This window comes from Mesorhizobium sp. M0615 (assembly GCF_040320805.1).
Taxonomy (GTDB): domain Bacteria; phylum Pseudomonadota; class Alphaproteobacteria; order Rhizobiales; family Rhizobiaceae; genus Mesorhizobium.
Genome location: NZ_JAMYQI010000018.1, coordinates 42,537 through 67,650 on the forward strand (window position 1 = coordinate 42,537; position 25,114 = coordinate 67,650).

The window sequence follows — 25,114 nt, forward strand, 5'->3', positions numbered from 1 at the left end:
CCGCCTGGTGCGTCGGTCACCGCGCACCTGAGAAAACCCAACTGCAGTCCACTGGGGAGCGCGCCTCAGGTCACCCCCACCGCTTCCACCAAACGCCTGAGGAAGTCCGTCAGACCGGCTTCAGGATCATCACCTGCGCCAACGAGCACCGAAATACCCCAGCGCCCAAGCACGGCCTCCTCCACAGGGTTGCGGCTGGGCATGAAGATGAACGAAGGGGGACGATCTTTCTCATATCCAGACCGGTGCCAGGTCTGCCAAAGCCGGTGCAACAGCAGCCGGATGTTTGGATCGGAGAGGCTATAGCCAATGAACAGGATCGTGCTGCCGAGAGCATCGGAGCGAAAGCGGACATCAAGGGGAGAATTGAAGGACAGGCGGTCAAGATAGTCGGTTTCGGTGAGGACAAGGGAAGAGTCCTCGTCAAAGTCGCCGTGAAATTTCACGATGTGCGTTACGCCTCGACGGGCCTGCGCAACGTGCCGTGCGTTGGCCACTTTCACGTACTCTAGACCGTGGATTTCAAAAGCGAGTTCCAGGTTCCGGTCATAGTTCGTCGTATAGATGACGGGAAAATCGAGCGTCACGATGAGTCGGTGCAATTCCGATTTCTCAATCCGTTCCTTGGCGACAGACCAGTTTCTGTCCATCCAACTGCGAAGTGGTCCGATACTGCCATGCTTGATCCGATAGTATTCGGCCAAGGTCTGAAAACGATCGCGTCGCGTGGAAAATTCATCGTCGACGCCGAGCTCCTTTGCCATTCGCTCGATGAGTTTCTCCCAAGACGGAAGTCCGACGCTGATCGATACCCCCGCCCCCACAAACAAAATTGCGCTGCGATGACGAATTGCATTGGCGAGCGAATCTATAGGATCATCATCGTTCATGGATAGGTCCTCCGAAGCCACTCGCGTGGGCCGGACCTAAGGTGCGTGCCCCGGTGCGGGGATCGTGGACGCGGCTCCCCAATTCGAGCCAGCGTGCTCCGCCCTCATCGACGAAATCGGGTCGACCACGCACCAGCCAGCCCAGAGGGGGCGGCCCTTGCAGTCCTGCCGAGCCGCTTGCCACCCGAACCGAGGTAGCGGCCGCGAGGACACTGGCTGTGAACTGGAACCGGCGGTGTTGCGGTTTACTGGCCACGTTGATTCAGTTCTGCGCCAGCCATATTGCGCAAAACTCTGTCGAGTTTCGCATTCACCAAGAGGTTGCGCCGCTTCGCGCCGATAAAGATGGCGAGAGAGTAAATCATTGTAAGAACAGAGATCATCGTCATTCCGGCCTAAACATCAGCGGCCGGAGATGTTCCATGCGCCCGGAAATATTCCAGTGCAGGTGTTTTTAAATCGCCGAAGCTACGCGCTCAATGCGCGGTTGGTTTCGTGTCCAGGGCGGACGAATTAGCGCAAGGCGGTATTCATCCTCCCACATCGGCGGCGGACTGAAGCGAAATGCTGGTTGTGTCCCCCAGAATTGCAATGAAACGCCGATGCTTTGCATGCGGCCCGGAACAAATGCTCGCTTGCACAGTTCGAGCCATGCAGCGGTCGACCCCCGCGCTGCAAGATCGGTAGCCCGATCGCCCGCGCCGGCCCCTCCCACGGCGCGGGCTTTCGTTTGAATTCACGCTGTCGGGGTTGGAGTCGCTCCGCCGTTGTCGCGAGCCGGCTGATATACGCGCTGTCCGGGGCTCGCGGGATGCCGGCGACATCGGCATTCGCGCAGTCCGGCAGGTCAGCCGATGCACGGGAACAACGCGGCACTGTGATGGTTTGGTGGCCTCGGAAGGTGGCAGAGAACGATGGGCAAAAAGCCCAAACAGCACGCAAAATCCACGGCGGATCGCGAAAAGGCGATCGAGGCGCTCTACTTCGCGCGCAAGTGCGGCCTTACGAAGGAAGAGGCACTCAAGATGCTCAGGGAAGCCCCGATTGGGATCGATGATGAAGCCGAAGAGCGCTCCGGCATTTAGACGCGATCGCCGGTCGCGCGTCGCAGCCGGCCGCGGCGCATGATCTTCTTCACTTCCGATACGCATTTCAACGATCCGCGCATTCTGCGCCTCGACCGGCGTCCCTTCGCCTCGTTGGTCGAGCATGACCAGGCGCTGGTTGCGTTTTGGAACGAAACGGTTGGCCCGAACGACGAGGTCTGGCACCTCGGCGATTTCGCCAAGGGTCCAGCCGAGACCGTGTCTTCACTGCTGTCGTCTCTTAACGGGTCCAAGCACCTGATAATTGGCAACAATGATGGCGCTGCCACCATTGGCGACCCGGCCTGGGCGAGCGTGCACCACTATATGGAGCTTCTTGTCGAGGGCAGCTTGCTGGTTCTGTGTCACTATCCTTTTCGCACCTGGAACCAGATCGGCAAGAGATCGGTAAACCTGCACGGTCATTCGCACGGTCGTCTGAAGCCGATGACGCGCCAGCATGATGTCGGCGTCGACGCATGGGGGTATCGTCCGGTAACCTTTGCTGCCATTCAGGCCAGTCGCCGGCGGGGTTAGCCCGGCAGAACGCCGGGCGAGCGAAGGTCTCAGCTTTGCGGGATTCGAGCCGACGAGAGGCCGTCTGTAATCCTGCCGGGCCTGCAACAACGCGACAATCCTGGTTGGGCGACTTCAAATAGGAGAACTGCTTCATATATGCGGTTTTCGCGGTACGCGGACCGCGCCACACCATCAGCTTGAGTGCGGCGAAGTCTTACGGAAGCCCCACCGGCCGTCGCAGCGCGAGATCGAACGCATCGCCTGAGCTCAGCACGTGAACCCTCAGATCATGAATCGAAAGGGCGGCATCAGGCTCACCTTCCGCGATGTTGGAATGGGTCACGCCGGCTGCGTCGACCAGATAGACAGCGCCGCTGCCAATGACCTTGAACATCTCGCCCTTCACCACGATCGCGGTGTCTTCATCAATGCCGATGCCGAGGACGCGCGGGTTCTGCGACACCGCCCCGATGAGCCGCCCAATGCGGCCACGTTCCGCAAAGTGCTGGTCGATAATGACGTTCGGCAGCAGGCCCAGTCCCGGCGCCATGCGAATGTGGCCGATCCGAAAGGACGCTGCGTTCGGCCCCTTCACCATCATTGTGTCGCTCATGACCGACGCGCCCGCGGAGGTGCCGGCAATGACGCCTCCGGCTTCATAGATTTCGTGCACCCGCTCGTCGATGGGCGTGTCGCCGATCTGGCTGGTGATCCGGAGCTGGTCGCCCCCGGAGAAGAACACCGCACTCACGTCTGCGAGCGCACTTATTTTCTTTTCATGAGCTGCCTCGAGGCGGTCGTTGACGTAGAGCTCGATGACATCCTTGATGCCCAGCTCACCGAAGGACCTCTGATACTTCTCGAGATAGCCATCCGGCTCATGAGACGCGATGGTGGCAAGCACCAGGCGGCCGTTCGGAACCAGGCTCGCCACCTCCTTCAAGATGACACGATCGCCATCATGGTCCTCGTGGCCGCCGATGATGACGAGCGTTCCGGCTTTACCGTTCGAGGATCGTTTTTTCTTCTTGTCGGTCATTTGTCCACGTCTTTCTTGCGCAGGAAAACGTGTGGGTGGTTGTCCTCGCTGGTCATGAATGCGACTGCGAACTCCCTGCTGTTATGCGCCCATCCAGACACGCCGGTCGCGGTAAGCACGATGGCTCCGGCTTCGCCGCCGATCGCCTCGACTTCCTTGAGCGCGGGATACAGCACCTGCTCCAGGCCGCCTTCAGCCTGCCCCGAGGACAATGCCTGCCGCGCCGAGAGTGCCTGCATGACACGGGCCGCGAGAGCCTTTCGCGCAATATGCTCACCGTCTCCCGAGAAGGCGACGGCTCCCAATTGGTTGTCGGCATAGTAGCCGCAACCGGGTTGCGGAGAATCCCCCACACGACCCGGAGCACTGCCGTCCAGTCCGCCGGTCGAAGTGCCGACGGCGATGTCCCCGTACTGATCCAGGGCAACCACACCGATCGTATCCTTCGCCTCCGACTTGCTGGAGGCGTCGCGCTGCTGCGGCGTGATCAAATCCGCCGGATCGCAAAGCTCCAGCTGCTTGTCGGCGGCGAAACGCCGGGCCCCCTCCGACGCCAGCAGGATCGGCTCCTCATGCAGCATGGCCTTCGCGACACTGATTGGATGGCGCACGCCCTTGATCACTGCGACGGCACCTACATTGAAGTCCCTGCCCTCCATCAGGCCAGCGCACATCTCGACCTCGCCGTCCGAATTGAGGGCACTTCCATATCCCGCATTGAACGTCGGGTCCGCCTCGAGGATGCGACCGGCCGCTTCCACGGCATCGACCGCCGTTCCGCCGCCGGCCAGGACGGCCCGACCTGCCTCGAGTGCCTCGATGCATCCGTTGCGATGCGCCTCCTCCTCTTGCGGATCGATCTCCTTGGCGCCGCCGTGCAGGATCAGCGACCACATCAGCCAGCCCTCAGATGGCGAATATGGGTCTGATCGGGCCCTCCCCTCGAAGGCGTCGCGCCTCCGAAGCCGGTTACCTGCCGCCACACGGCTTCAACGTCGTCGACGGTGAGCACGACAAGGTCGTTCTCCCGAGCAAGCCGGAGACACACGTCGACGGCCTCCTTCTCGGGACAGACGGCGTGTATGCGGCCTGGGGCGCAGCCGGCGTTCAAGGCACCTTCCCGCAGCAAGCCGGCGATCGCTCCGGGGGCTCGGCCGCGCATCTCCTGCTCATCCTCCTTGAAGACGATGACGTCGAATATCCGCGAAGCGATCGCGCCCATCTCGCGTATGTCACAATCGCGGCGGTCGCCCGGTATGGCGACCAGGCCGATCGTGCGCTGATAGCCGCGCCTCATGTGGGAAACCAGCTTTCCGAGCGCCTTCAGCCCCTCCGGATTGTGCGCATAGTCGACGATGGTGCGGAAACCATGCCCGTCGAAGACGTTGAGGCGACCGGGAGATTGCTCGAACGAGGTGCCAAACTCGGCCAGCGCCGCCCGGATCGTTGCCGCCGGAACGTCGTGGCAATGCGCCATGGCGACGGCTGCCAGGCTGTTGGCAACGTTGAATTCGGCAGAACCCTCGAAGGTCGCGGGAATTTCGTCGACGCTCATCAGGAACATCGATTCCCCATCCTCGTGGATGAAAATGTCCCAGCCGTCGCTGCTGGGCTCCCGCGTCACGGCGCGGCCGCCTTCCGCCAGGTGGCTGCGCAAGAAATCGGGCCACTCGCTCCTGCTCGCCAGCGAGAAGTAGCAGATCCTGCCGCCGGCATCGCGCGACATTGCGGACGTATGGACGTCGTCGGCATTGAGAATGCTCCATCCCCCGCGGCGGACGGACTCGACCACGACCGATTTCACCTCCGCCAGGTCCTCGATCGTGTCGATGCCCCTCAGCCCGAGATGATCGCCGTGGACGTTCAGCACCGCGCCAACGTCGCATGCATCGAAGGCAAGCCCTTCGCGCAGGATCCCGCCGCGCGCACATTCCAGCACCGCGACATCGACGCCCGGCTCGCGCAGCACGATCCTGGCGCTTTGCGGACCCGAGCAGTCCCCTGTCATGATCCGCTCGCCGTTCAGGTAGACGCCGGTGGTGGAGGTGAGCCCGACGGTTGCGCCATTCGCCTGCAGTATGTGCGCCAGCATCCGGGCAGTGGTCGACTTGCCGTTGGTCCCGGTGATCGCGAAGATCGGAATCCGGCCGTCCTTGCCGCCTTTGAAGAGAAGATCGAGCACGGGCCGTGCGACGTTGCGGGCGCGCCCCGACGAGGGTTCGAGATGCATGCGAAAGCCAGGACCGGCATTCACCTCTATGATGCCGCCGCCGGTTTCGCTCACCGGCCGTGAGATGTCGGGACAGACGAAGTCGATCCCGGCAATGTCGAGGCCGACGATCTGTGCCGCCCGCCTGGCGATCAGCGCGTTTTCGGGATGGATTTCTTCCGTTCGGTCGATCGCGGTCCCACCGGTGGAGAGATTGGCGGTGGGCCGCAAGAGCACCATTTGACCCGGCGCTGGAACGCTCGCCAGGGTGAGCTGCGATTTTGACAGGAAATGCTCGACACATTCGTCGATCTCGATGCGGGTCAATACCGAGGAATGGCCCTCTCCCCTTCGTGGGTCGCGGTTCGTCTCCTCGACGAGCTCGGCGACAGAACTCCGGCCATCGCCGACCACATGGGCCGGAACCCTCTCGGCGAGCGCCACCACCTTTCCGCCGATCACCAGGATCCTGTGGTCCGAGCCGACGAAATGCTGCTCGACTATAACGCTACGGCTGTGTTCTCGCGCCTGTTCGAAGCCCCAGCGGACCTCGTCTTCTGTTGCCAGACCGATGTTGACGCCGCTTCCATGATTGCCATCGAGTGGTTTGGTGACCACGGGGTAGCCCAGCCGTGCTGCCGCCGCGACTGCGTCCTGCGCCGATCGCACCAGCTCCCCGCGTGGCACCGGCAGGCCGGCCTGTTGCAGCAGGAATTTGGTCAGGTCCTTGTCCGAGGCGATCTCGGTCGCAATCTCGGAAGTGAGGTCGCTGCAACTGGCGCGGATCCGCTTCTGATGCTTTCCGTGACCAAACAGCACGAGGCTGCTGTCGTCGATCCGCGCGGCGGGTATGCCCCGCCTCTCGGCCTCGCGCACCAAGGAAGCAGTCGTAGGCCCCAAGGCACGCTCGGCGGCCAGACGCTTGAGCTGCTGCAGCCTGGCTGCGAACTCGAATGGCCCCTGCGTTTCCGCAATGTCGCCGAGCCCCTCGACACCATGCAGATTGGCCGGCAGCAGGCTGTCCACCAGTTCGAGCGCGACGCGTCCGGCGAGCAGCCCGACAAGCTCATCCTTGTAGGCGAACATGACGTTATAAGTGCCGGGACTGCCTTTGACCGACCGTGTCTTTCCTCGTGTCACCCGGTGACCGAGCATGCTCTGCAGTTCCAGGGCGACATGCTCGACGACGTGGCCGAGCCAGGTTCCTTCCTGCATGCGGCGGACGAAGCCGCCGGCGGCGCCATAGCTGCAGCCATGGCCCGCAAGGCCGGGCAACAGTCGGACGATTTGTTCGGAAAACCCGGGCAGTTTGTCTGTCGGGAACGCCTCAAGGGCTCCGAGGTCGATCCGAATCTGGACCATTGGCGTCATACTATAGAGGTGCGGCCCGCGAAACACGCGGGCGTCCACGACGCGGATAGGGCGAAAACGCGAGGCGCCCCGATGAATTTCTTTGTCCGACATAGTCCGTTTCTCCTGACTAACTCCGCAACATCCGGAGGATCGGTTAGTTCCCGGCCTTTAAGCCCAAATATTTTTGCAGGAGAGAGAAACAAAAGTGGCCGTTAACATATGTTGTCCCAAGCACACCCTATGGTTATCTCGGCCACGTGCGGTCACTGGTCTAAGGGCTACTTATCTCCTCGGGACGAGGCGGGCCAGGCATTCGCTCCTCTTCACATGCATTTGCCGGGCACGCCGCGGCCGTCCAGCTAGTGCGCTTTATCTCATGGCGACCCATTGTGCGGGTCCAGCACTGAGGCATTAATCTTCAGCACGCCTTCGGCACCCGGGAACATTTCCAGACGCGTCAGGTTTGGAACCATCCTTGCACCGGAACTACAGCCATGCAGAGTCGAAAATCGGTGAAGGCCGCGCTTGTCAAGGAGATCGACGCGGTCCGCCTTCGTATCTCGGCGCTTGAAAGCGAGTTATGCAGAGATGGCAGACCCAGGCAAATTGGATGGCGTTCAGGATACGAACTGAACGCCCACAAAGCCCGCCTTGCTCGACTGGAGACCGTGCTTGCCCACTATCCGTCGGCACCGGCGGCCCGGGCATCGAAACAGCAACAGCTTGAGTTGCGCGCAAGGCAACCAAGTAATTTTGGGGAAACGCCATGGCTGACAGACCCTCAATCAGAACTCCGCTAGCTCGAGTGCGGGGCCTTGGATCGGCGAAACACGGAACCGAAACGTTCATGCTGGAGCGGCTGACATCTGCTGCCCTGTTGATCCTTGTCATTTACATCGTCGCGGTCGTTATAATGCTGGTCGGTGAGCCTCGAGACGCCGTCCTCAGCGTCGTAGGATCGATCTATGTCGCGCCAGCCCTTATTGGCTTCATTCTCGTAAGCTGCGTTCACATGCGGCTTGGAATGCAATCGATCATCGAAGATTACTGCCATGCCACCGTGCTCAAATCGCTTCTTCTGATCGCCAATTGGTTATTCTGCTGGGCAGTCGCGCTCGCAAGCTTGTTCGCTGTGCTGTTAATCAGCTTCAGATAGCGATCCGGTTCTCAGCTGCAGCCAACGTCTGCCACCGGCAGGCTGAAGTTCGCCTCAGCGGCGAACCGGGCTGGCTTGCGCAAAGGAGTTCGACAACCCGGCCTCATCTGATTTGCGGCAGCCTGTCCCATTGATGGAAAGGGGGTGGAGAGGTCAACTCCCACTCCAATGTGGTAGCTCCTGGCCCCCATGGGTTCATGCCGGCGGCTCTTTGCCGGTAGAAAGCTTCCAAGATGCCGAAGAGGAAAATCACGACACTCGCGGCCGACAGGTACGATCCATACGAGGACACCATGTTCCAGCCGGCGAATGCGTCGGGATAGTCGACATAGCGACGCGGCATGCCCGCCAATCCAAGGAAGTGATGGGGGAAGAAGACGAGGTTCACGCCGACGAAGGTCGTCCAGAAATGGACCCCAGCCAGAAGCGGATTGTAGAGATATCCCGTCATTTTCGGAAACCAGTAATACCAGCCCGCGAAGATGCCGAAGATCGCTCCCAGTGAAAGTATGTAGTGGAAATGCGCGACGACGAAGTATGTGTCGTGCAGTTCACGGTCGAGGCCGGCATTTGCGAGTTGAACGCCCGTCACCCCGCCTACGGTGAACAGGAATATGAAGCCGAGGGCCCAGAGCATCGGCGTCCGCAGGCTGACCGAACCGCCCCACATGGTTGCAATCCAGGAGAACACTTTTATCCCGGTCGGCACTGCGATCACCATCGTGGCGAAGGTGAAGTAGCGCTGCGTGTCGAGGCCTATCCCGCTGGTGTACATATGGTGGGCCCAGACGACGAAGCCGATCACCCCGATCGCCACGATTGCGTAGACCATCCCGAGATACCCGAAGATCGGCTTTCGCGAGAAGGTCGAGATCACCTGGCTGACGATGCCGAACGCCGGCAGGATCATGATGTAGACTTCCGGGTGGCCGAAGAACCAGAAGAGATGCTGGTACAGCAGCGGGTCGCCTCCGCCGTCCGGCGCGAAGAACGTGGTTCCGAAATTGCGATCGGTCAGGAGCATGGTGATGGCGCCGGCCAGCACCGGCAGAGCCAGCAGCAGCAGGAAGGCGGTGATGAGGATCGACCACACAAACAGGGGCATCTTGTGCAGGGTCATCCCCGGCGCGCGCATGTTGAAGATGGTGGTAATGAAATTGATGGCACCCAGGATCGAGGAGGCGCCCGCGATGTGCAGAGACAGGATGACCAGATCCACGGCGGGACCGGGGTGGCCGGAGGTCGACAGGGGCGGGTACAGGAACCAGCCGGTCCCAGGGCCATAGCCGCCGGGGACGCTGGGCATGAAGATCGACAACAAAAGCAACATCAATGCCGGCGGCAGCAGCCAGAACGAGATGTTGTTCATGCGCGGGAAGGCCATGTCGGGGGCGCCGATCATGATCGGAACCATCCAGTTGGCGAAGCCGCCGATCAGGGCGGGCATCACAGTGTAGAAGATCATGATCAGCGCGTGGGCCGTGGTGAAGACGTTGTAAAGCTGCTTGCCGGCGTCGATCGCCGCGTCGCCCTGGTAACCGTAGATCATCGACGCCAGTCCGGGGAAAAACTGGATCCCGGGTTGCTGCAGCTCGATTCGCATGCTCACCGACAAGAGCATGCCGATCACCCCCGCGATGAAAGCGAAGACCAGATAGAGTGTGCCGATGTCCTTGTGGTTGGTCGAAAACAGCCATCGGGTGATGCCGGTCGGCTGGTGGCTGTCGAGACCGTCCGGATCTGCCGCCGTATATTCGTTCATGACCTTCTCCGCTTGAGCCGTCCGTCGCCAGCATCGAACCGTGCTGGAACTTGATTGTTCCCTCCACCGAACCGACAGCCAGGAACATTCCACGGAAGCCGCTGTTAGGTTCCGCGCGGCCGACCCTGCGCGGCTGAGGATCGACGTCCATGCTGGCGATAATTGCTGCGACCCTGGTTCTGACGACGGTGGTTGGTGGGCTGATATCCGCCTTCTGGCTCGAGGCGCGTCATGGTCTCCATGACCCCACGCCGCCGGACATGTCGGTGCCCAGGCAACTGAACGCCCCGGCCTGGAGCCGGTGGTCCTGACATGGACGCGATCACCGCAACACTCGACCCGAGGACGCGAGCCGGCTGGCTGCTGCTCGGCTTCGCGCTCGGCGGTTTCTTCGACGGCATCGTCCTGCATCAGATCCTGCAATGGCATCATCTTCTCTCGGGCGTCGCCGATCCGGCGGGTTCCGACCTGCGCTTCCAGATCATGGCCGACGGCCTCTTCCATCTTTTCATGTATGTGCTCGCCGTCGCCGGCACGGTGCTGCTGGTGGCCGCGAGGGCGGCCGGCGCGCGGCCCGGGACCACCACGGAGATCCTGCGGCTCGCCTTCGCAGGGTTCGGCGTCTGGCATGTCGTCGATGCTGTCGTGTTTCACTGGCTGCTGGGTCTGCACCGGATCAAGATGAATAGCGACTTGCCGCTCGCCTGGGATATCGCGTGGCTGGTCATCTTCGGCATCGTGCCGCTTGTGTTGGTGCTGGTGCTGCCCAACCGCGGCGGACCGGCACGCGGTGCTTCGGCAGCGCTGACCAGCATCGTCCTGCTCGCGGGATTGGCAGCCGGCGCCGGCCCGTTCTTCAACGGTGCCGCCAATTCCATCATCGTCTTTCGGGCCGGGATGGAACCGGCGGCGATGATGCGGGCCGTTGAAGTCGCCGACGCCCATCTCAAATGGGTCGACGCCAGCGGCACCATCTGGGCGGTCGACCGCGTCTCATGGCGCGGGTTGGTATCCCTTCACGCGCGCGGCGCCCTTGTGGTCAGCACGACGCCTGTCATTGCCGGATGCCTCGCCTGGACCGATGCCGCCGGAATGAGCAGTAGCTCCAGCCAGCAGCGAGGCACTCCTGCCAGGCTATGACTTCCGGACAGAGGGGAGTATCAAGCATGCAGTTCGCCACCGAGAGCAGCCACGGCCGGAGCCTGACACCGCGCATCGTCGTGGTCGGCGGAGGCTTTGCCGGTCTGGAGGTTGCCAAGGCGCTTGGCAAGGCGGAAATCGGGGTGACGATCATCGACCGCCACAATCACCACCTGTTCCAGCCCTTGCTCTATCAGGTTGCAACCGCCGCCTTGTCGGCGCCTGATATCGCCGAGCCCATCCGCAAGATCCTGGGCCGCTATCCCTCGGTTCAGGTCCTCTTCGGCGATGTCACCGAGATCGGCACCGAGGCCAGGATACTGGTGCTGGCCGATGGGACCACGGTCCCCTACGACATCCTGGTCTTGGCCACTGGTTCGCAGCCATTCTATTTCGGCCAGGAGAGCTGGGCTCGGGTTTGTCCCGGTTTGAAGACCATCGAGGACGCGCGCACGATCCGGTCACGGCTGCTGCTATCGTTCGAGCACGCGGAACGGACCACCGATCCAGTCGAGCAATCCCGGCTGATGACGATCGCCATTATCGGCGGCGGCCCGACCGGTGTCGAACTGGCGGGCTCGATCGCCGAACTCAGCCGGCACACACTGGCGCGCGACTTCCGCAACATCCGGCCCGAGAAGACAAGGATCATACTGGTAGAAGCCGGCGAGCGTCTGCTCGCCGGATTCGCCCCGGAGCTTTCCAGATATGCACGTCTGCGCCTTGAAAGCCTGGGCGTCGAGGTCGCGCTCGGCAACCGGGTCGAGGCGATCGAAGCGCATCAGATCACCGTCGGCGGCCAGGTGATCCCGGTGGCCTTGACGCTCTGGGCCGCCGGGGTGGCGGCTTCTCCGCTGGTCGCCCAGCTTGGTGTCGGGCTCGACCGCGGCGGTCGGGTGAAGGTCGAATCCGACCTGCAGGTCGTCGGCCATCCCGATGTATTCGCGCTTGGCGACGTCGCACTGGTCCTCGATGGGAACGGCCAGCCATTGCCAGGTCTTGCCCAGGTCGCCAAGCAGCAGGGCGAGCACCTCGGCATGGCACTGGCACGCCGGATAGATACTGGCGACACGCTGCCGGCTTTTGCCTTCAGCAATCGAGGCAACACGGCCATTGTCGGCCGCCACGCTGCCGTGTTCGAATCGGGCAGGCTGAAACTGAAAGGCTGGATCGCCTGGTCTGCCTGGGCGCTCATCCATGTTTATCTGCTCGTCGGTTTTCAGCACCGCGTCCAGGTCTCGATCCAGTGGCTCTGGCGCTACCTGACCTATGAGCGTGGCGCCCGGCTTATCGCCGAGGAACGAGTCGAACCGGGTTCAACATCGTCGCCGGGAGCGGCCCCGAGAGAGCCGCTGCCACCCAAGGCAGACCCTGCCCCGGCATTGCCCGCCCGCACTGACTAGATTGCCGGGTGCTCAGTTCGGAGACAGTGGCGATGCGGGGGTCAGCTCTGGATTCCGCCACGGCCCGTCGTCCCACGGCAGCCCGAACCTCGATAGTTGAGGCGGGTGGTTCCCAGCTTGTATCCGGTGCCGGCCTGATGGATCCGGATGGCACCAACGACGTTGCGTCCCTATATGAACAAATGAACACAGGCTCCTCGAAACGGGATCTGTTGAACCCCTCCTCTTCAGAGACAGCTCGTCATGACGTCACCTGCTACTGCTGAACAAACCCCGGTCATTCAGATGGGGCTTCCTGCCCTGAGCAACAGCTATGCGCAACTGCCGGAGCGCTTCTTCGCGCAAACACATCCGAAGCCGGTATCCGAACCGCGGCTGATCCGGTTCAACCGGCCCCTCGCCGAGGAACTCGGGCTCGATGCCGACCTGCTTACCAGCCCGGATGGAGTGGCGATGCTGGCCGGCAACAAATTTCCGGAAGGCTTGCAGGCAATCGCCCTGGCCTATGCGGGCCACCAGTTCGGAAGCTTCGTGCCTCAGCTCGGCGACGGGCGCGCCCTGCTGCTTGGCGAAGTGCTGGACGTCAACGGCATTCGCCGTGACATCCAGCTGAAGGGATCGGGACCCACGCGGTTCTCGCGCAACGGCGACGGCCGCGCCGCCCTCGGCCCTGTCCTGCGCGAATATGTCGTCAGCGAAGCGATGGCGGCGCTCGGCATTCCGACGACGCGAAGCCTTGCGGCGGTGCTCACCGGCGACCCGGTCTATCGCGAGGTCCGGCTGCCCGGCGCCGTCCTGACACGGGTGGCGGCAAGCCATATCAGGATCGGCACGTTCCAATATTTCGCCGCGCGCCACGACACCGAGGCGCTCAAGATACTGGCCGACTATGCCATTCAGCGTCACTTCCCACAGCTGGCGGGGGAAGCACGGCCGTACCGGGCTTTGCTGGAGGCCGTTGTCGCCGCACAGGCGGACCTGGTGGCGCGCTGGATGCTGGTCGGCTTCATCCATGGCGTCATGAACACCGACAATATGTCGATCTCGGGCGAGACGATCGACTATGGCCCATGCGCCTTTATGGACGCCTATGACCCCAGCGCGGTGTTCAGTTCGATAGACCGCGCCGGCCGCTATGCCTATGCCAACCAGCCTCGTGTCGCCACGTGGAACCTTGCGCGCTTTGCAGAGACCCTGCTGCCGCTCATGAGCACGGACGAGAATGAAGCAGTGTCTGAAGCGGAAGAGGTGCTGAGGTCGTTCCAGGCCTCCTATGAGGCTGTGTTGCAGCGCGGCTTCCGCACAAAACTCGGACTGCTGACCGAAGCGGAAGGCGACTTGCAGCTCGCTGCCGACTTTCTGGACGTGCTGGCTCACGGCGAAGCGGACTTTACGCTCGGCTTTCGGCGCCTGGGCGATGACCTCGACGCTGCGGACGGCCAAGGCACGGCGCGGCAGTTGTTTAAGGATCCAGGCTCATTCGATGCCTGGTCGGCGCGGTGGCGCCAGCGCATTGCAAGCGAAGCAGCCGACACGGCCACGCGCCGTTCTGCCATGCAATCGGTCAATCCCAAATTCATCCCCCGCAATCATCGCATCGAGGCGATGATCCAGGCGGCGTTGGGCGGCGACTTCAGACCGTTCGAGGAGATCCTGGCGGTCGTCAGCCGTCCCTTCGATGAGCAGCCGGGAATGGAACGCTTTGCTGAGCCGCCACGCCCGGATGAGCGCGTCCTGCAGACATTCTGCGGTACATGAGACATTCGTGATGGTCGCTTAACATGTGCAAATGCGGAAGACCCATTTGCAAGCTATCATCACGGGCACTCTCGTAAGGGCTGAGCTATGACGATCATAGAATTGGCATTCGAATTGCTGGCACGGAAGCTCGTAGACCGTACCGGAATATCAGACGAAGATGCTCGAGACCTTGTCGCAGCCATGGGAGCTGACTGGTCATCGCTCGTGCGAGCAGCGAGGGCGATCAAAGAGACTTAGGTCTTTTGACGTCGTTTTAGCTGCCACCAGCTGCGGGCAGATCGGACCAGAGGCTGCTGCCGCGATCCAGGCGCGACACCGCGCTCGTCACCGATCATGTCAGCAACGTGGTCAAGCACTGTATTTCGGTCGCTCCAAATCGACCGGATACAACACGCTGCTCTCCTGAAAGCCACTGTGGCCCGCTACGCAAGTCGCCGGAAGCTCGCAATAAACTAGCTTAGGATTTATATTGCAGGCCCGCACCACTGGCGGGCGACGCGGCCCGCCGAGAGATTGCCTGTCCTCGACCAGCAACGCGGGCCGCTGTTGGGAGTCACCGTCGGCACCGAAAAGCACAGGTGCTGATGAAGCAGACGGAACTTCCCCCCACGATCACGGTTTGGAGTCACGAGACCAACCCAAGGAGATGCAGATGTCGAGCAAAATGCCGCCCGTGCCGCCTGAGAACCAGAGCCAGAAGGGTCGAGGAGAAGGGCGACAGATTAGCCACGATGATGCCCAGCACGGCACTCACGGAGCGCCGGATCCGGAGCGCCAAGGGCAGCAAGCCAACACCAAGGTCAACACCACTCATCAGGGCCGTCAGCAGGATCGGTGATCATGTCCACATCGAAGAAACACCCGAACACGATCCGGCAGGGCGGGCCAGGCGCATCGCACGAGAACGCCAGAAAACCCCTGCAGGTCAACAAACCCCCGGCGGATGAAGACCGTCGATCCAAAAGCCGAGTTTCAGGGGGTGGTGGTGAAAAGGACAGTCATCATTCGCACAATCCAGCCAAGAAGGGTAGCAACAGTTGAACCCACGGCTTTGTGAATGATTGTGCTAAAGCGCGCCGCGTGTGCATGTCGTTGTCTCACAACCGAGCCATTTTTTGAGTGACATGCATTAGCCGGACCAGGGTAAGGATCGGCGAGTCCAGACGCCCGGAAAAACCGGAGGCCGTGGGCCCGCACCACTGGCGGAGCGATGCGGGCCCGGCCAAGGGTTACGGCCCTCGACCAGCAGCGAGGGGCTCGCTGCCGCATCCAGAACAAGCCCCGTAATTTCAGGTTCCGCTAATATACAAAAAAGCCGGCCACCTTTCGGCAGCCGGCCAGTTCCAACAGAACAAGGGAACGTGCACTGATGGGGCAGTGCAACGCCCGAAGTGTTTCAAGGCGACGATGTTCCACCGGAAATCCACAGATTCGCCGTTTCGATCTACATTGGCCGGATTGAAAGATCTTTGACGATCTCTCCCAAGTTCTCGCGGAGCCCCGTCCGACGTGTGGCGCCCTGTCTGCGCCTTGGCTCTCTATGCGGCCAGCAAGCTCATCTTTGAAGAATGCCCGCCGCGGCTGCCGCGCGCGTCAAACACCGGCGTGCAATTGGTCGAGCGCGCGGCAGGCCGGGGACGCGTCAAATCGAGCGTCGGTCGACGTAGGTGTAGACGCCGGCCCCAATGGCGACCGCGCCGACCGTGATCACGATCGATGGCGCGCCCATCAAACTGGCAAAGACCGCCCAGATGAGGGCGATGACGATAGCGCCGAGTGTTCCCAGGATCAGTTTCGGCATTGTCTACCCCTCCACGTTCGGACCGCCAGTCAATGGTCGTCACCCACCGGTCATGCGAAACGCCGCATGAAAGCACAGTGTAGCCCATGAGGTGAAGGGCCGCGCCGGAATACTCCGGTGCGAAAAAGATGATGCCCGCGCCGCCAAAGCCCGGGTGTTCAATAGCCAAATGGCTGGACCCGCGCCTAGCGCCTCAGCGCGTGGACTTCCGCCATGCTTTCGCCGCCCATCGGCAGGGCCATGTCATCATCGAGCAGCCGGGTGATGCGGGCAAAGCCCGTAAACGCCTTCCTGGCTGCTTCGGCCGACATTCTGCCCGACAGGGCCGCGGAGCAGCAATTCACGGCGCACTGATACACAGGCCCACGCCGTCCCAATGGCCATTTCTGCAAAAAGACCATCGCTTCGGCAACGCTATCGACTTCCTCGACGGGGTGTCCCTGCCCGCGCGCAATGCGCACGGGCGTAAAGAAATGCAAGCGGTCCATTTTGTTCTCTCCCTGGTCGGCCGCAGCGCGAACCAACCCTACTAAATTCGCGGATGGCGCGTTTGTTCCGCTTATTGCAAAAAAATCTGCGCTGGTGGGCTTGGGTTGCCGACGCCCGCTTTTGTCCGGAACGTTAGGCCGGCTGATGCATTTCGCTCTCGTGATTGCCTTGAGGGACACGTTCAAACCATGCGCATAGCCCATGTCGCCCCTTTGCACGAATCGGTGCCACCCCTTCTCTATGGCGGCACCGAGCGCATCGTTTCCTATCTGACCGAAGGGCTGGTCGAACTCGGCCATGAGGTGACGCTGTTCGCCAGCGGCGACAGCCGGACGTCGGCCAGACTGATACCAAGTCGCGAACGCGCGCTACGCCTCGATCCGCGCCCGCTGAAATCGGACACGGCGGCGCATCTTGCGATGCTTGCCGATGTGAGGAACCGAGCCCACGACTTTGATATCATTCATTTTCATCTCAGCCATTTCCTCCATTTCTCGTTCTTCGAGACCATGCCGGACAAGACGGTGACGACGCCTCATGGCCGGCTCGATTATGTCGATCTGGCGCCAGCCTATGAGCGTTTTCCGCGCTTTCCGCTGATCTCGATCTCGCATAGCCAGAAGACCGGGCTTGCGAATGCCAATTGGCTGGCCACCATCCATCACGGGCTGCCGACGGGTCTCTATCAGCCGACCTTCGAGACGGCGGCGGGCGAACCATACCTTGCCTTTCTCGGCCGGCTTTCGCGCGACAAGCGGCCGGACCGGGCCATCGACATCGCCTTGCGCTCGGGCATGAAGCTCAAGCTGGCGGCCAAGATCGGCGACGATGATCGCGCCTATTTCCATGAGACGATCGAGCCGTTGATCGATGGCGACCGCATCGACTATGTCGGCGAGATCGCCGAGAGTGAGAAGACTGAATTCCTCGGCAATGCCGCTGGTCTGCTGTTTCCGATAGACTGGCCCGAGCCGTTCGGCCTTGCCGCGATCGAGGCGATGGCGTGCGGTACGCCAACCATCGGCTGGAACTGCGGTGCGTTGCCGGAAGTCATCGACCATGGCGTTACCGGATTTGTCGTCGATTCTCTCGACGCCGCGGTCGCCGCGGTGCCGGCCTTGCTGCAACTCGACCGGCGAAAGGTGCGCGCCGTCTTCGAAAGTCGGTTCTCCGCCAACAGGATGGCGCGCGACTATCTCACTGCCTATGCGCGTCTCATCGGCGCCCCGGCTGAATCGAAAGCGTCGTGAACGACGGCGGACGTTCCGAGCCCGAAACAGAGATTTGTGACTGATGACCGAACTTGACGAGCGCAAGCTCGACCCTGCCGTGGCCCTTGCCTCCCTGGACGAAACCGCGCCGCGCGAGCCGCACCGGCTGTTTGCCCTGAAGCAAGGCGACTGTTTTGCCGTGGCCGATGCCTACGGCGATATCAGGGGTGCGGGCGACGGTTTCTTCCGTGACGACACCCGGGTGCTGTCGGAGTTCAGGCTCACCGTCGGCGGCCGGCAGACATCGCTGCTCGGCGCCTCGCTCAGCCAGGACAATGTGCTGTTCACCAGCAATATGACCAATTTGCCGATGCAAAGCGTCGGTGGCCGCGACATCCCGCAGGGCGCCATCCATATCGAGCGCGTCAGGCTGTTGTGGCAGGACCGGCTGTTCGAGCGCATCACCCTTTCCAACTACAGCCAGGAGCATTCGGCAATCCGCGTCTCGCTGCATTTTGCCGCCGATTTCCGGGACATGTTCGAGGTCCGCGGTTCGACCCGGCCGAAGCGCGGAATGGCGCATGCAGCGGAGATCGAGCCTGCCTCGGTGCTGCTGCGCTATGACGGACTGGACGGGCTGGCGCGGGTGTCTGCGATCTCGTTCTCGCAGCCGCCGGACCAGCTGAGCGCCGAGCGCGCGGATTTCCTCATCGCAGTGACCAAGCGCAGCAGCAAGATGCTTTACGTCGAGGTCGGCGCGGAACTGACCGAAACGCCCGACCGCGACCGCTTCCGGGCGGCCGCGGCGCGCGCCCGTTTCGGCATGCGGGCCAAGCGCCGCCATGGAGCGACGGTGCACAGTTCGGGCCGCGTCTTCAACGATTGGGTCGAACGCGCTCGCGCCGATGTCGCCTTGCTGACCACCGAGCTGTCGACCGGCCCCTACCCCTATGCCGGCATCCCCTGGTTTTCGACGGCCTTCGGCCGTGACGGCGTCATCTCGGCGCTGCAGATGCTATGGCTCAACCCCGGCCTGGCGCGCGGCGTGCTTGCCTTCCTCGCCCAGCACCAGGCGACCGAGACATCGCCTTTCAGCGACTCGCAGCCCGGCAAGATCATGCACGAGACGCGCAAGGGCGAGATGGTGGCGCTGCAGGAGCTACCCTTCGGCCGCTACTATGGCGGCGTCGATACCACGCCGCTCTACATCCACCTCGCTTGCGCCTATGCCGAGCGCACCGGCGACATGGACTTCATCGCCAGCCTGTGGCCGTCTCTCTGCGCCGCCGCCAAGTGGACGGAAGAGGCGAGCCGCGCAACCGGCTTCGTCACCTATCAGCGCGCCGCCGAATCCGGCCTTGCGAACCAGGGCTGGAAGGACAGCTTCGACTCGGTCTTCCACGCCGACGGCCGCATTCCCAAGGGGCCGATCGCGCTGGTCGAAGTGCAGGGTTATGTCTTCGCCGCCTTCAGGGGCCTTGCCGCTCTCGCCCGCCGCCGGGGCGAGTTCGCGCAGGCCGAGCACTGGGAAAATCGCGCCGAAGAGATGCGGATCGCCGTCGAGCGTGATTTCTGGCTGGATGATCTCGGCTTCTATGCGCTGGCGATCGACGGCGCCGGCGAGCCGTGCAAGGTGCGCACGTCGAATGCCGGACACCTGCTCTATGTCGGCCTGCCCGAACCGGCGCGGGCTAAGATGGTCGCCGACCAGTTGCTTTCGGCTTCCTTCCACTCCGGCTGGGGGGTGCGAACGCTTTCCGACGATGCTGTGCTGTTCAACCCGATGTCGTACCACAATGGTTCCATCTGGCCGCATGACACGGCGATGTGCGGCGCCGGCCTGGCGCGGTTCGGCGAGCGTGACAGCGTGGTGCGGCTGATGAGCGGCACGTTCGAATCCGCCGTGCATTTCAACATGCGGCTGCCGGAACTGTTCTGCGGCTTTACCCGCTCGCCGGGTGAAGCACCGATCGCCTACCCCGTCGCCTGCCTGCCGCAAGCCTGGTCGGCAGGCTCGGCCTTCATGCTGATGCAGGCGTGCCTCGGTCTGGAAATCGACGGCTGGAACGGCGAAATCCATGTGACCCGACCCCGTTTGCCGATCGGCATCGATACGCTGACGCTCAGGCATCTGGGTGTCGGCGAAAAGAGGGTCGATCTTACCTTCCAGCGCGTCGGCGACCGCGTCGTCGCCTTTCTCGCCGACCGCCATGAGGGACTGGTTCCGCTGATCGTGCGGACATGATCGGAACGGCTTTCAACGGGAACCGATCCCAAGGTTTGTGCGTTGCAAAAAACACAGGTTCTCACGGGCGATCGTCGGCTGCGAACACTCGAATGGAACCATGAAGAAAAAGGCCCTGACGGCCAAAATTGAGTTGGAATTGGAATGACTGATTATGGCATGGCCCTGCTCTGGGTCTTGATCCTTGCAAGCCTTGGCCTTTCGATTCTAGCCGTTCTGTTATCGATCTCCAGGCAACGTCGTAGCCATAGCTTGACGGTTGCACCGACTGCCGGCGAGGACGTCGCATCGGAAGCGACGCGCAAGGTTTTGCGGGAGTTCGAGAAGAATGGACAATCTCCCGACGCGGCGCTGGTGAACTGGTCGCCCGACACCTTGCGCAAGATACTTGCCGACGACCTGCCGGACGCGCAGGTCATCGTCGTCTCGAACCGAGAACCCTATATCCACAACATCAAGGACGACGGCGTCGAGCTTCTGGTGCCGGCCAGCGGCCTAGTGTCGGCGCTTGAGCCTATCACCCGCGCCTGCAGCGGCACCTGGATCGCCTATGGCGGCGGAACGGCGGATCGTCTGACGGTCGATAGCAACGATCGGGTTCAGGTGCCGCCGGACAGTCCGTCCTATACGCTGCGCCGCGTGTGGCTGAGCGACGACGAATATCAGGGCTACTATCTCGGCTTTGCCAATGAAGGACTTTGGCCGCTCTGCCATATCGCCTTCACCCGGCCGGTCTTCCGTGCCTCGGACTGGGAGGCCTATGAGGCCGTCAACCGCAAATTCGCCGATATGGTGGTTGCCGAGGCGCGCAATGAGCGGCCGATCGTGCTGGTTCAGGATTACCATTTCGCGCTCCTGCCGCGCATGATCCGCGAGCGCCTGCCGGAGGCGATCATCATCACCTTCTGGCACATCCCGTGGCCGAACTCCGAAGTGTTCAGCATCTGCCCATGGCGCGAACGCGTTCTTGATGGACTGCTCGGGAGCTCGATCATCGGCTTTCACACCCAGTTTCATGCCAATAATTTCACTGAAAGCGTAGACCGGTTCCTGGAAAGCCGCATCGAGCGCGCCGACGCCGCGATCTCGTATGGCGGGCGGACGACCCTGGTGCACGCCTATCCCATCTCCATCGAATGGCCGGCCGAACTCCTGGCCAAACTGCCGCCGGTCGAGGAAAGCCGCGCCCGCCTGCGTGAGCGGTTCGGCCTGTCGGCGGACGTCAAGCTGTGCGTCGGCGTCGAGCGCCTGGACTACACCAAGGGCATCCTCGACCGCTTCCATGCGCTGGACGAATTGTTTACGCGCCACCCCGAGTGGATCGGCAAGGTAGTGTTCCTGCAGATTGCTGCCCCAAGCCGCGGCACGCTGCCGGCGTACCAGCAATTGCACGATGAATGCCTGCGTTATGCCAACGAGCTCAACCAGCGCTACGGTCATGACGGCTACAAGCCCGTGGTCATGGTGGCTGAGCACCATTCGCAGCAACAGGTCTATGAGATCTATCGCGCCGCCGACATCTGCATGGTCACCAGCCTGCATGACGGCATGAACCTCGTAGCCAAGGAATTCGTCGCCGCGCGTGACGACGAACAGGGCGTGCTGTTGCTCAGCACGTTTGCCGGCGCGTCGCGCGAACTGCTGGAAGCACTGATCGTCAATCCTTACGACGCGGCGATGATGAGCCAGGTGCTGCTGCAGGCGCTGACCATGTCACCGGACGAACAACGCGAGCGCATGCGCCCGATGCGCGAAATAGTGCGCGACAACAATGTCTTTCGCTGGGCCGGCAGCATGCTGCTCGATGCGGCGCGCCTGCGCAAACGCGGCGACCTCGAAAGAGCGACAAGTGTCGCCGAGCGGCCCGCAAACACCGACACCAACATCGTCTCGCTGTTCGACCGCATGCGGAAGGTGGCGTCATGAATAGCCTGTCAAAAGCACCGGGCCTGCCAACCGCACCCGACCTGCCGGAAGGACAATGGGCGCTTTTCCTCGATATCGACGGCACGTTGCTGGAGCACGCGGCGCACCCCGACGCCGTGTCCGTAAGCGACGAACTGCGCAACCTCCTCGGCGTCGTCGATGAACGGCTGGACGGCGCTGTCGCCTTTATCACCGGCCGCTCGGTCGAAGGCGCCGACCGCCTGTTTCATCCGTTGAAGCTGCGTGTTGCCGGTCTCTATGGGCTGGAACACCGGCTGACGCCGGACGGCCCGGTCGTTACCGCCGATGCTCCCGCCGATATCGCTGCCCTTGCCGACGCCATCGAGGCCGAACTGGATGACGGCCTTGTTCATATCGAGCGCAAGGGTCCGATCCTCGCCATCCATACGCGTGCGGCGCCGCATCTGCTGGCCAGGGCAACGCATCTTGCCGAACAGGCATTGACCGAGCTTCCCAAGGGCTATCGGGTTATCCCGGGCAACGCCGGCGTCGAACTCATGCCGCTCGAAGCAGCCAAGGGCGCTGCCGTGCGGCGTTTCATGGCAATCCCGCCCTTTGCCGGACGGCGGCCGGTCTTTCTCGGCGACGACACCGCCGACGAAAACGGTTTCGAGGCGATCAACGAGGCCGGCGGCATCTCGATCCGGGTCAAGCCGCGTGGGCCGACCGTGGCCCAATACAGGCTCGATGATGTCACCTGCGCGATAGCTTGGCTTGCCGCCAATTTCGACGCATCACCGGCCCTCAACCGCAAAGCGTCCTGATCGCTGCCGTCTGCGGGTCGAATCAAGATCGCCGCGATTGCGCCGACCTTCGCCAAAAGCCGATCGATAAGCGCTGTTCTCATTGAATATCTTTAAGGCCAAAGCCGGCAAATGGATTGCTTGCCGGTTCCCCTGCGTCAGGCATAACCTGCGCAGTCGACGCGTGAGGGCGCGTGCGGCATCAAGGGGAGGACATCGCAATGACCATACAAGGCGCATCACCCGATCTATACAATGAGGATTTGGCTCCGGCCAAAGTCCGAAACTGGGGGCCGTTCTCGATCTTCAACGTCTGGACGTCGGACGTCCACAGCCTCTGGGGCTACTATCTCGCCGCAAGCCTGTTCCTGTTTTGCGGCGGCTTCGTCAATTTCGCCATCGCCATCGGCATCGGTTCGCTGATCATCTACGCGCTGATGAACATGGTCGGCTATGCCGGCGTGAAGACCGGCGTGCCCTACCCCGTGCTGGCGCGCGCGTCCTTCGGCATCTGGGGCGCCAACATTCCGGCCCTGGTGCGCGCCATCGTCGCCTGCTTCTGGTACGGCGCGCAGACGGCAGCGGCATCGGGCGCGATCGTGGCGTTGCTGATCCGCTCGCAATGGTTCGCTGATTTCAACGCCAACACGCATTTCCTCGGCCACACGGGTCTGGAAGTGATCTGTTTTGTGGTCATCTGGGCACTGCAATTGCTGATCATCCAGAACGGCATGGAAACGGTGCGCCGCTTCCAGGATTGGGCTGGACCGGCGGTGTGGGTGATGATGTTGATCCTGGCGATCTATCTCTGTGTAAAATCCGGGAGATTTGCCTTCACCAGCGACATCCCGATGGATGTGCTGCTCGACAAGACAAAGGATGCCGGCGTACCCGGAACCCCTGGCTCCTGGACGTCGCTGTTTGCGGTGGCGGCGATCTGGGTCACCTATTTCTCGGCGCTCTATCTCAATTTCTGCGATTTCGCCCGCTATGCCCCAGACAAGGCATCGCTGCGCAAGGGCAACATCTGGGGCCTGCCGATCAATCTCATCCTGTTCTCGCTGGTCGCCGGCGTGACCACCATCGCTGCCTTCGACGTGTATGGCGAAGTGCTTCTGCATCCCGACCAGATCTCGGCGAAATTCGACAGCTGGTTCCTGGCAGCGCTTGCAGCCCTGACTTTTGCCGTGGCGACGCTCGGCATCAATGTGGTGGCAAACTTCGTCTCGCCGGCCTTCGACTTCTCCAATGTCTTTCCCCGGCAGATCGACTTCAAGAAGGGCGGCTATATCGCAGCTGTGATCGCGCTGGTGCTCTATCCCTTCGCGCCGTGGGAAGGCAGTGCCGCATCTTTCGTCAACGTCATCGGCGCGACGATGGGGCCGATCTTCGGGGTGATGATGGTCGACTACTATCTGATCCGGAAGGGCGAGGTCGACGTCGAGGCACTGTACCGCGAAGATGGCGAGTTCCGCTTCCAGGGCGGCTGGCACGTCAACGCCTTCATAGCAGCCGGCATCGGCGCCATCTTCTCCTCGGTCCTGCCGAACTTCACCAACCTGCTGCCGGCATGGTGGGGCGTTTATGGCTGGTTTTTCGGCGTCGGCATTGCAGGGGTCATCTACTACGTCCTTCGCACCGCCGCCCTTGGCGCAGGGGCCAGGACGGCGAAGGCGTGAAATGAGAGATAGGGAGTAGTCAGTAGTCGGTAGTCAGTAGTCAGTAGTCAGTAGTCAGTAGGGAATAGTATAACCCCTACTGACTACTGACTACTGACTACTCCCTACTCCCTACTCCCTACTCCCTACTCCCTACTCCCTACCATCTCAGCCAACCTCCGCACCGTGTTCCAGTTGCGTGCGGTGCCGATGCCCATGCGCTTGTGGTTCATGGCAGCGAGCAGCCGCGAGCTTGGCCGCTCGCGCGAAAAGACGACCCAGATGTCACCGTCGACCGAAGCCACCTTCTCGTCCTCCGCGGCATAGGCCTGGAGCGCGGCCACACCATCCGCTGGCGCTGGCTTGCGCATCACCCGCACAGCCACCTGATCGCCTGCCTCGGCAGAGTCGGCCGGGAATGGGTTGTCGGCGGCAAGTTTCAGCCAATCCTCGGCAGTGCGCACGATGATGACGACATTGCGGCCGAAGGTTTTTTCGAAGGCCGTTTCCAACTGCTGTTCCAGCTTGGCGATGCCAGTCGCCCGTGTCTCGAAGACCAGATTGCCGGTCGCCACCAGGGTGCGCGGGTTCTTCAGCCCAAGCTGTTCAGCCATCGCCTTGAGGTCGGCCATGACGACCCGGCGGCCTTCGCCGAGGATAATGCTGTAGAGCAGCGCAACATAGGTCTGCATCAGCTGCGAAA

General features: G+C 62.1%; 21 protein-coding genes. 13 read left to right on the forward strand and 8 right to left on the reverse strand.

Annotation, left to right across the window (positions count from 1 at the left end; genetic code table 11):
- Positions 1-65: 65 nt before the first annotated feature.
- On the reverse strand, positions 66-890 hold the full coding sequence (locus tag NKI46_RS26595) for an SIR2 family NAD-dependent protein deacylase (RefSeq protein ID WP_023745098.1): 825 nt from the start codon (positions 888-890) through the stop codon (positions 66-68).
- Positions 891-1,804: 914 nt separating this feature from the next.
- Between NKI46_RS26595 and NKI46_RS26600 the strand changes: the two genes are divergently transcribed.
- Positions 1,805-1,975: a hypothetical protein gene (locus NKI46_RS26600; protein WP_023688540.1), complete on the forward strand. Its 171-nt coding sequence runs from the start codon at positions 1,805-1,807 to the stop codon at positions 1,973-1,975.
- A gap of 39 nt (positions 1,976-2,014) precedes the next feature.
- Positions 2,015-2,512 carry a hydrolase gene (locus tag NKI46_RS26605; protein WP_023730104.1) on the forward strand — a complete coding sequence of 166 codons (498 nt, stop codon included), beginning with the start codon at positions 2,015-2,017 and terminating at the stop codon, positions 2,510-2,512.
- 196 nt (positions 2,513-2,708) lie between these two features.
- Here NKI46_RS26605 and NKI46_RS26610 read toward each other — a convergent pair whose 3' ends face one another.
- From NKI46_RS26610 to cphA, 3 genes are read right to left on the reverse strand one after another with little or no spacing between them, the layout of a single operon-like run.
- Positions 2,709-3,533: a cyanophycinase gene (locus NKI46_RS26610; protein WP_023710470.1), complete on the reverse strand. Its 825-nt coding sequence runs from the start codon at positions 3,531-3,533 to the stop codon at positions 2,709-2,711.
- The gene (locus NKI46_RS26615; RefSeq protein ID WP_023825538.1) at positions 3,530-4,429 is read right to left on the reverse strand and encodes an isoaspartyl peptidase/L-asparaginase family protein; all 900 of its coding nucleotides are present in this window, start codon (positions 4,427-4,429) and stop codon (positions 3,530-3,532) included. Before NKI46_RS26615 ends, NKI46_RS26610 begins: the two co-directional genes overlap by 4 nt.
- A complete protein-coding gene (gene cphA / locus NKI46_RS26620; protein WP_352748800.1) occupies positions 4,429-7,206 on the reverse strand; it encodes a cyanophycin synthetase in 2,778 nt (925 codons plus the stop codon). Before cphA ends, NKI46_RS26615 begins: the two co-directional genes overlap by 1 nt.
- 655 nt (positions 7,207-7,861) lie before the next feature.
- On the opposite strand from cphA, the gene sdhD reads away from it, so the two are divergent.
- On the forward strand, positions 7,862-8,251 hold the full coding sequence (gene sdhD, locus NKI46_RS26625; RefSeq protein WP_027050929.1) for a succinate dehydrogenase, hydrophobic membrane anchor protein: 390 nt from the start codon (positions 7,862-7,864) through the stop codon (positions 8,249-8,251).
- A 103-nt stretch (positions 8,252-8,354) separates the two neighbouring features.
- On the opposite strand, the gene ctaD is transcribed toward sdhD, so the two are convergent.
- The gene (gene ctaD, locus NKI46_RS26630; protein ID WP_023693467.1) at positions 8,355-10,013 is read right to left on the reverse strand and encodes a cytochrome c oxidase subunit I; all 1,659 of its coding nucleotides are present in this window, start codon (positions 10,011-10,013) and stop codon (positions 8,355-8,357) included.
- A 312-nt stretch (positions 10,014-10,325) separates the two neighbouring features.
- Here ctaD and NKI46_RS26635 point away from each other — a divergent pair, with 312 nt between their 5' ends.
- The 5 genes from NKI46_RS26635 (at position 10,326) to NKI46_RS26655 (ending at position 15,358) form a co-directional block, all read left to right on the forward strand.
- Positions 10,326-11,153: a DUF2243 domain-containing protein gene (locus NKI46_RS26635; protein ID WP_023738736.1), complete on the forward strand. Its 828-nt coding sequence runs from the start codon at positions 10,326-10,328 to the stop codon at positions 11,151-11,153.
- 26 nt (positions 11,154-11,179) lie between these two features.
- Positions 11,180-12,556, forward strand: a complete 1,377-nt coding sequence (locus NKI46_RS26640) for an NAD(P)/FAD-dependent oxidoreductase (protein WP_023682452.1) — start codon at positions 11,180-11,182, stop codon at positions 12,554-12,556.
- 285 nt (positions 12,557-12,841) lie between these two features.
- Complete coding sequence (locus tag NKI46_RS26645; RefSeq protein WP_352748803.1) at positions 12,842-14,314, forward strand: protein adenylyltransferase SelO; 1,473 nt, start codon at positions 12,842-12,844, stop codon at positions 14,312-14,314.
- 655 nt (positions 14,315-14,969) lie between these two features.
- Positions 14,970-15,155: a hypothetical protein gene (locus NKI46_RS26650; protein ID WP_023682450.1), complete on the forward strand. Its 186-nt coding sequence runs from the start codon at positions 14,970-14,972 to the stop codon at positions 15,153-15,155.
- Between the two features lie 2 nt (positions 15,156-15,157).
- Positions 15,158-15,358 (forward strand): hypothetical protein, encoded by a 201-nt coding sequence (locus tag NKI46_RS26655; protein ID WP_081725396.1) that lies wholly within the window; start codon positions 15,158-15,160, stop codon positions 15,356-15,358.
- A gap of 601 nt (positions 15,359-15,959) precedes the next feature.
- Here the strand turns inward: NKI46_RS26655 and NKI46_RS26660 are convergent.
- Both NKI46_RS26660 and NKI46_RS30980 read right to left on the reverse strand, forming a co-directional pair.
- Positions 15,960-16,118, reverse strand: coding sequence for a hypothetical protein (locus tag NKI46_RS26660; protein ID WP_023752243.1), 159 nt, complete (start codon positions 16,116-16,118; stop codon positions 15,960-15,962).
- 185 nt (positions 16,119-16,303) lie between these two features.
- Entirely contained in the window at positions 16,304-16,810 is a 507-nt protein-coding gene (locus tag NKI46_RS30980) for a DUF982 domain-containing protein (protein WP_373432840.1), read from the reverse strand.
- On the opposite strand from NKI46_RS30980, the gene NKI46_RS26670 reads away from it, so the two are divergent.
- The 5 genes from NKI46_RS26670 to NKI46_RS26690 all read left to right on the forward strand — a co-directional run bounded on the left by NKI46_RS26670 (position 16,796) and on the right by NKI46_RS26690 (position 24,432).
- Positions 16,796-17,857, forward strand: coding sequence for a glycosyltransferase family 4 protein (locus tag NKI46_RS26670; RefSeq protein WP_352748808.1), 1,062 nt, complete (start codon positions 16,796-16,798; stop codon positions 17,855-17,857). The two genes, NKI46_RS30980 and NKI46_RS26670, sit on opposite strands and share 15 nt — an antisense overlap.
- 43 nt (positions 17,858-17,900) lie before the next feature.
- On the forward strand, positions 17,901-20,063 hold the full coding sequence (locus NKI46_RS26675) for an amylo-alpha-1,6-glucosidase (RefSeq protein ID WP_023688553.1): 2,163 nt from the start codon (positions 17,901-17,903) through the stop codon (positions 20,061-20,063).
- A 144-nt stretch (positions 20,064-20,207) separates the two neighbouring features.
- Positions 20,208-21,989 carry an alpha,alpha-trehalose-phosphate synthase (UDP-forming) gene (locus NKI46_RS26680; RefSeq protein WP_023752241.1) on the forward strand — a complete coding sequence of 594 codons (1,782 nt, stop codon included), beginning with the start codon at positions 20,208-20,210 and terminating at the stop codon, positions 21,987-21,989.
- Positions 21,986-22,774, forward strand: coding sequence for a trehalose-phosphatase (gene otsB / locus NKI46_RS26685; protein WP_023672690.1), 789 nt, complete (start codon positions 21,986-21,988; stop codon positions 22,772-22,774). The genes NKI46_RS26680 and otsB overlap by 4 nt, the downstream gene beginning before the upstream one ends.
- Positions 22,775-22,974: 200 nt before the next feature.
- The gene (locus tag NKI46_RS26690; RefSeq protein ID WP_023682443.1) at positions 22,975-24,432 is read left to right on the forward strand and encodes an NCS1 family nucleobase:cation symporter-1; all 1,458 of its coding nucleotides are present in this window, start codon (positions 22,975-22,977) and stop codon (positions 24,430-24,432) included.
- 125 nt (positions 24,433-24,557) lie between these two features.
- On the opposite strand, the gene NKI46_RS26695 is transcribed toward NKI46_RS26690, so the two are convergent.
- Positions 24,558-25,103, reverse strand: coding sequence for a DUF1697 domain-containing protein (locus NKI46_RS26695; protein WP_023682442.1), 546 nt, complete (start codon positions 25,101-25,103; stop codon positions 24,558-24,560).
- Positions 25,104-25,114: the final 11 nt, after the last annotated feature.

Coding starts and splice junctions, on each gene's coding strand:
- NKI46_RS26635 (WP_023738736.1), top strand. CDS start 10,326: ATGGACGCGATCACCGCAACACTCGACCCGAGGACGCGAGCCGGCTGG.
- NKI46_RS26615 (WP_023825538.1), bottom strand. CDS start 4,429: ATGTGGTCGCTGATCCTGCACGGCGGCGCCAAGGAGATCGATCCGCAA.
- NKI46_RS26640 (WP_023682452.1), top strand. CDS start 11,180: ATGCAGTTCGCCACCGAGAGCAGCCACGGCCGGAGCCTGACACCGCGC.
- NKI46_RS26690 (WP_023682443.1), top strand. CDS start 22,975: ATGACCATACAAGGCGCATCACCCGATCTATACAATGAGGATTTGGCT.
- NKI46_RS30980 (WP_373432840.1), bottom strand. CDS start 16,810: ATGGGCTATGCGCATGGTTTGAACGTGTCCCTCAAGGCAATCACGAGA.
- NKI46_RS26660 (WP_023752243.1), bottom strand. CDS start 16,118: ATGCCGAAACTGATCCTGGGAACACTCGGCGCTATCGTCATCGCCCTC.
- NKI46_RS26645 (WP_352748803.1), top strand. CDS start 12,842: ATGGGGCTTCCTGCCCTGAGCAACAGCTATGCGCAACTGCCGGAGCGC.
- NKI46_RS26650 (WP_023682450.1), top strand. CDS start 14,970: ATGTCGAGCAAAATGCCGCCCGTGCCGCCTGAGAACCAGAGCCAGAAG.
- NKI46_RS26600 (WP_023688540.1), top strand. CDS start 1,805: ATGGGCAAAAAGCCCAAACAGCACGCAAAATCCACGGCGGATCGCGAA.
- NKI46_RS26595 (WP_023745098.1), bottom strand. CDS start 890: ATGAACGATGATGATCCTATAGATTCGCTCGCCAATGCAATTCGTCAT.
- NKI46_RS26655 (WP_081725396.1), top strand. CDS start 15,158: ATGTCCACATCGAAGAAACACCCGAACACGATCCGGCAGGGCGGGCCA.
- NKI46_RS26670 (WP_352748808.1), top strand. CDS start 16,796: ATGCGCATAGCCCATGTCGCCCCTTTGCACGAATCGGTGCCACCCCTT.
- NKI46_RS26675 (WP_023688553.1), top strand. CDS start 17,901: ATGACCGAACTTGACGAGCGCAAGCTCGACCCTGCCGTGGCCCTTGCC.
- NKI46_RS26695 (WP_023682442.1), bottom strand. CDS start 25,103: ATGCAGACCTATGTTGCGCTGCTCTACAGCATTATCCTCGGCGAAGGC.
- NKI46_RS26610 (WP_023710470.1), bottom strand. CDS start 3,533: ATGACCGACAAGAAGAAAAAACGATCCTCGAACGGTAAAGCCGGAACG.
- ctaD (WP_023693467.1), bottom strand. CDS start 10,013: ATGAACGAATATACGGCGGCAGATCCGGACGGTCTCGACAGCCACCAG.
- NKI46_RS26605 (WP_023730104.1), top strand. CDS start 2,015: ATGATCTTCTTCACTTCCGATACGCATTTCAACGATCCGCGCATTCTG.
- cphA (WP_352748800.1), bottom strand. CDS start 7,206: ATGTCGGACAAAGAAATTCATCGGGGCGCCTCGCGTTTTCGCCCTATC.
- sdhD (WP_027050929.1), top strand. CDS start 7,862: ATGGCTGACAGACCCTCAATCAGAACTCCGCTAGCTCGAGTGCGGGGC.
- otsB (WP_023672690.1), top strand. CDS start 21,986: ATGAATAGCCTGTCAAAAGCACCGGGCCTGCCAACCGCACCCGACCTG.
- NKI46_RS26680 (WP_023752241.1), top strand. CDS start 20,208: ATGACTGATTATGGCATGGCCCTGCTCTGGGTCTTGATCCTTGCAAGC.